The organism is Gryllotalpicola sp. CP2-P1, from assembly GCF_057512245.1.
The window spans coordinates 1-5,107 of record NZ_JBLRDT010000178.1 but is presented as its reverse complement, the minus strand read 5'-3'; the positions used below and the strand labels follow the sequence as shown (position 1 = coordinate 5,107).

5 protein-coding genes are annotated in these 5,107 nt (G+C 70.4%); all 5 read right to left on the bottom strand.

The window, feature by feature from the left end; genetic code table 11:
• On the bottom strand, positions 1-861 hold an 861-nt coding region (locus ACM2XV_RS12090), incomplete at its 3' end, for a LacI family DNA-binding transcriptional regulator (protein ID WP_487027097.1).
• A gap of 11 nt (positions 862-872) precedes the next feature.
• Positions 873-1,991 (bottom strand): Gfo/Idh/MocA family protein, encoded by a 1,119-nt coding sequence (locus ACM2XV_RS12085; protein ID WP_487027096.1) that lies wholly within the window; start codon positions 1,989-1,991, stop codon positions 873-875.
• Entirely contained in the window at positions 1,988-2,710 is a 723-nt protein-coding gene (locus tag ACM2XV_RS12080; protein ID WP_487027095.1) for a ThuA domain-containing protein, read from the bottom strand. The genes ACM2XV_RS12085 and ACM2XV_RS12080 overlap by 4 nt, the downstream gene beginning before the upstream one ends.
• 32 nt (positions 2,711-2,742) lie before the next feature.
• Positions 2,743-3,747, bottom strand: coding sequence for a sugar phosphate isomerase/epimerase family protein (locus tag ACM2XV_RS12075; RefSeq protein WP_344778488.1), 1,005 nt, complete (start codon positions 3,745-3,747; stop codon positions 2,743-2,745).
• A gap of 44 nt (positions 3,748-3,791) precedes the next feature.
• Complete coding sequence (locus ACM2XV_RS12070) at positions 3,792-4,982, bottom strand: Gfo/Idh/MocA family protein (protein WP_487027094.1); 1,191 nt, start codon at positions 4,980-4,982, stop codon at positions 3,792-3,794.
• Positions 4,983-5,107: the final 125 nt, after the last annotated feature.

Genomic DNA, 5,107 nt, shown 5'->3' with positions numbered 1-5,107 from the left:
CGGCGGCCCCACCCACGCCGCCACCGGCAGGTCGTCGAATCCGATCACCGAGAGCGCGTCGGGAATGACGACGCCCGCGGCGCGGGCCGCCTCGTAGACGCCGAGCGCCTGCAGGTCGCTCTCGGCGAAGATGGCCGTCGGCGGCTCGGGCAGCGACAGCAGCGCCGTGCCGTGCTCGACGCCGCTCTCGAGCGTGAAGTCGCCCACGCGCACGTACTCGGGTGGCACGGCCACCCCGGCGGCATCCAGCGCCGAGCGGAATCCGGACAGGCGGGCGCGCGACATCAGCATGTCTGAGGGCCCCGCGATCACCGCGACCCGCGTGTGACCGAGCTCGAGCAGGTGCCGGGCGGCGAGGGTGCCGCCCGACCAGTTCGCGGCGCCGATCGCGGGCACGTCGGGCGGCGGGTCACCCGCAGGGTCGATGATCACGAAGGGGATGTTCCGCACGCGCAGCTGCTGACGCGAGTCCTCTGGCAGGCCAGACAGAACGAGCACCACGCCGACCGGCCGGCGCTCGAGCGCGCCCTCGATCCAGTCGGGGGCGGGCGCGTGCCGGTCGCCGCTCTCGGTGACGACCACCGACAGCCCGTGCTCGCGGGCGACGCGCTCGACGCCGCGGATGATCTCGAGCGTCCACTCGGTGCCGAGCTGCCCGAATACGACCTCGATGAGCGAGCTCGACTGCGCGGTGCCGCGGCGGTTGTAGCCGTGCTCGTGCAAGAGCGCCTCGATGCGGGCGCGCGTGAGGTCGGAGACCCCCGCGCGCCCGTTCAAGACCTTCGAGACCGTCGACAGCGACACGGCCGCCTCGTCGGCGATGCGCGAGAGCGTCGCGCGGTCGCTGCCCGAATCCGTCATCGGGACAGATCCTACGGCGTGTCCGAGGGGGGGACGGGCGCCGGCCGCTCGACCGTGCTCGTCAGCTCGACGGTGCGCTTCTCGTGCGCGGCCGTGAGGATCGACTCCATGATGTCGAGCACGTGGAAGGCGAGCTCGCCCGAGGCGCGATGCGGCGTGCCCGCGGCGATCGCCGCGGCGAGGTCGGCGAGGCCATAGCCGCGGCCCGCGTCCCGATATCCCGCGGACTCCGGCACGGGCGCCCACTCCCCCGACGCCGCGGTGAACACCTCGACGGGGTCAGAGAAGCGGTTCGGGTCGGGCACCGCGAGCGTCCCCTGCGAGCCGTAGACCTCGAACAGCGGCGAGCGCGTCGCCCACACCTCGAAGCTCACCGTCACGCTCGACGCGACCCCGGAGGCATGCTCGAGCAGCGCCGTGATGTGCGTGTCGACGTCGACCGGCAGCACGGTGCCCGCGTTCGGCCCGGTGGCGATCGTGCGCTCGCGCGCCGAGCGCCGGGCGACGCCCGAGACGCGCACGACGGGGCCGAGCAGGTGCACAAGGCTCGTCAGGTAGTACGGGCCCATGTCGTACAGCGGGCCGCCGCCCGGCTGGTAGTAGAACGCGGGCGCGGGGTGCCAGCGCTCGTGCCCCGGCGCCGACCAGTGCACCGATGCGCCGAGCACCTCGCCGATCGTGCCGTCGTCGACGACCTTGCGCGCGGTCTGGATGCCGGTGCCGAGCACCGTGTCGGGGGCGCTGCCGACGCGCAGCGCCCGACCCTGGGCATCGACGCCGCTCTGAGCGTCGATGAGCGGCTTGGCCTCCGCCGTCGAGAGCCCGAGCGGCTTCTCGGCGAAGACGTGCTTGCCCGCGGCGAGCGCGCGCAGGCCGACCTCCACATGCGCGGCGGGGATGGTGAGGTTGATGACGGCGTCGATGTCGTCCGAGGCCAGCAGCTCGTCGACCGTGCGCGCGACGACGCCCTGCTCGGCGGCCACCTCGGCCGCCCGCGGCTCGTTGAGGTCGGCGACCGCGACGAGCTTCAAGTTCGGCAGCTTCGGCAGGCTCTCGAAGTACTGCTTCGAGATCACGCCGACGCCGATCACGCCGACGCGCAGGACCTCGCTCGAGGCATCCGCGCTCATTCGTGGGCCCCCTCGTTCTCGGAGCCGCGCGCCGCCCACAGCAGGCCGCGCTCGATGATCGTGCGCACGTTGGGGTCGTTCACGACCTCGAGCTTGTGCCCGGGCGCCGAGACGAAGATGCGCCCCTTGCCCCACTGGCGGGTCCAGATCGCGGGCGCGGTGACCGGCCGGTTCCAGGCGTCCCACGGGCGCGCGGCCTGCGTCGTCGTCGCCAGCACGTCGTTGTATTCGTCAGAGAGCACCCAGTACTGCTCGGTGTGCAGCTCGAAGTCCTCGATGCCCTGCGTGATCGGGTGGGTCTTGCCGTACTCGGTGATGTTCACCGTGTAGTCGAGGTAGTTGTCGGACTGCTCGCCGGTGCGTAAGCGAGGCTCGATACCGGCATGGTGGGCGAACTGGCCGCCGATCATGTGCAGATAGTCGGCGTTGTTGCGGTACGAGTCGGCGATGCCGCCGTGCCAGCCCGCGAGCCCGGTGCCGTTCAGCACGGCGCGGCGCAGACCCGCGAACTCGCCGTTCTCGATCGTGTTCATCGTGTTGACCTGCACGATGAGGTCGACCGTGTCGAGGTACGCGTCGTCGGTGTACACCCGCGTGCCCTCAGAGACCCGGACCCGGAAGCCGTGGTCGGTGAGGAACGGGATGAACGAGTCGGTGGTCTCTACCGGCTCGTGGCCGTCCCAGCCGCCGCGGACGATGAGCGCATTGCGCTGCGTCATGCTTGCTTCTCTCTTATATATGGGGTTCGTTGCTAGTTCTTGGTGCTGAACGCGGCGTCGAATGCGGTGGCGGATGCCTCGATCGCATGCTCGCGCACGAAGGCGAGCGCCTCGGGGGCGCCCTTCAGGCGGTCCATTCCGGCGTCCTCCCACTCGACCGAGAGGGGCCCCTCGTAGCCGATCGCGTTGAGCATGCGGAAGGCGTCCTCCCACGGCACGTCGCCGTGGCCCGTGTTGATGAAGTCCCAGCCGCGACGCGGGTCGGCCCACGCGAGGTGCGACGACAGCCGGCCGTTGCGGCCGTTGAGCCGCTTCTTCGTGTCCTTGCAGTGCACGTGGTAGATGCGGTCCTGGAAGTCCCAGAGGAACCCGACGGGGTCGAGGTCCTGCCACACCATGTGCGAGGGGTCCCAGTTGAGACCGAACGACTCGCGGTGGCCGATCGCCTCGAGCGTCGCCTTGGTGGTCCAGTAGTCGTAGGCGATCTCGCTCGGGTGCGGCTCGAGCGCGAACTTCACGCCGACCTCGTCGAAGACGTCGATGATGGGGTTCCAGCGGTCGGCGAAGTCCTGGTAGCCGGCATCCACCAGCTCCTGCGAGGCGGGCGGGAACATCGCGACGTACTTCCAGATCGACGAGCCGGTGAAGCCCGTGACGACCTTGGCGCCGAGGCGCGCGGCGGCGCGCGCGGTGTTCTTGACCTCTTCGGCAGCGCGCTGGCGGATGCCTTCTGCATCGCCGTCGCCCCAGACCGAGTCGGGCAGGATGTCGCGGTGACGCTGGTCGATCGGGTCGTCGCAGACCGCCTGGCCCTTCAGGTGGTTCGAGATCGCGAACACCTTCAGGCCGTTCTTCTCGAGGATGTCGAGGCGGTTCTGCACATAGTCGTCATCGACGGCGGCGCGGTTCGGGTCGAGGTGGTCGCCCCACGAGGCGATCTCGAGGCCGTCGTAGCCCCACTCGCCCGCGAGTCGCGCCACTTCCTCGAACGGCAGGTCGGCCCACTGGCCGGTGAACAGGGTGACAGGTCGTGCCATGGCTCAGCTCTCCTTTGAGGCTCTCGATGATTCCGGAATGCGGTTCAGGCGACGGGGGTCCACACGGCGTTCGCCGCGGCGGAGCGCTCGACGGCATCGAGCACCTGCTGCACCCGCAGCCCGTCGTCGAACGAGGGCCGCGGCTGGCGGCCTTCCGCGATGTCGAACACGAGGTCGCGCACCTGGTGCGAGAACGCGTGCTCGTAGCCGAGGCCGTGACCCGTCGGCCACCACGCGGCCGCATACGGGTGCTCGGGCTCGGTGACGAAGATGCGGCGGAAGCCCTGCTCGCCTGCGGCGTCGGTGCCGTCGTAGAACTCGAGCTCGTTCAGCTTCTCGAGGTCGAAGACGATCGCCCCGCGCGAGCCGAAGATCTCGATCTTGAGGCCGTTCTTGCGCCCCGTGGCGTAGCGCGTCGCCTCGAACGACGCGACCGCGCCGCCCGAGAGCTGCCCCGTGAACCACGCGGCGTCGTCGACCGTGACCTGACCGCGCTCGTCGGAGGCGGTGCCCGAGAGACCGACCGTGCTCTGCCCTTCAGCGGGTTTGGCGAGCAGGGGCCGCTCGGTGACGAAGGTGCGCAGGTGACCCGAGACCTGCTCGACCGACTGGCCCGTGATGAACTGCACGGCGTCGACCGCGTGCGCGCCGATGTCGCCGAGCGAGCCCGAGCCGGCGAGCTTCTTGTCGAGGCGCCAGGTCATGGGGCCGTTCTCGTCGACGAGCCAGTCCTGCAGGTACGCGGCGCGCGCCTGGCGCACCTCGCCGATGCGCCCCGATTGCACCAGGTCGCGCGCGAAGGTGAGCGCGGGCACGCGGCGATACGAGAACCCGACCATCGAGCGGATGCCGCGCGAGGCGGCCTCGCGCGCGGCATCCGCCATCGCCTTCGCCTCGTCGACGGTGTTCGCAAGCGGCTTCTCGCATAGCACGTGCTTCCCTGCCTCGAGCGCGGCGATGGCGATCTCGGCATGGCTGTCGCCGGGCGAGCAGATGTCGACGAGGTCGATGTCGTCGCGTGCGATGACCTCGCGCCAGTCGGTGGAGGCCTCGGCCCAGCCGAGCTTCTCGGCGGCTGCCTGCGTCTTCGCGGCATCGCGCCCGACGATGACCGTCATCTCGACGCCTCGGGGCAGCTCGAAGAACCGGGGCGCGACGCGGAACGCCTGGCTGTGCGCGGCGCCCATGAAGCCGGTGCCGATGAGAGCGACGCGCAGGGGATGGGGTGCAGTCATGGGACTCCTTCGTCTCTCAAGAAAGCTATCGCATTTTGGCACGGTAGTTTTCGCGAATTCGTGCTCGGATCGCCCGCCCTCGCTCAGGTCCGCGGCGGCGGCGCCGTGCTCTCGCGCACGACGAG

Coding starts and splice junctions, on each gene's coding strand:
- ACM2XV_RS12080 (WP_487027095.1), bottom strand. CDS start 2,710: ATGACGCAGCGCAATGCGCTCATCGTCCGCGGCGGCTGGGACGGCCAC.
- ACM2XV_RS12085 (WP_487027096.1), bottom strand. CDS start 1,991: ATGAGCGCGGATGCCTCGAGCGAGGTCCTGCGCGTCGGCGTGATCGGC.
- ACM2XV_RS12070 (WP_487027094.1), bottom strand. CDS start 4,982: ATGACTGCACCCCATCCCCTGCGCGTCGCTCTCATCGGCACCGGCTTC.
- ACM2XV_RS12075 (WP_344778488.1), bottom strand. CDS start 3,747: ATGGCACGACCTGTCACCCTGTTCACCGGCCAGTGGGCCGACCTGCCG.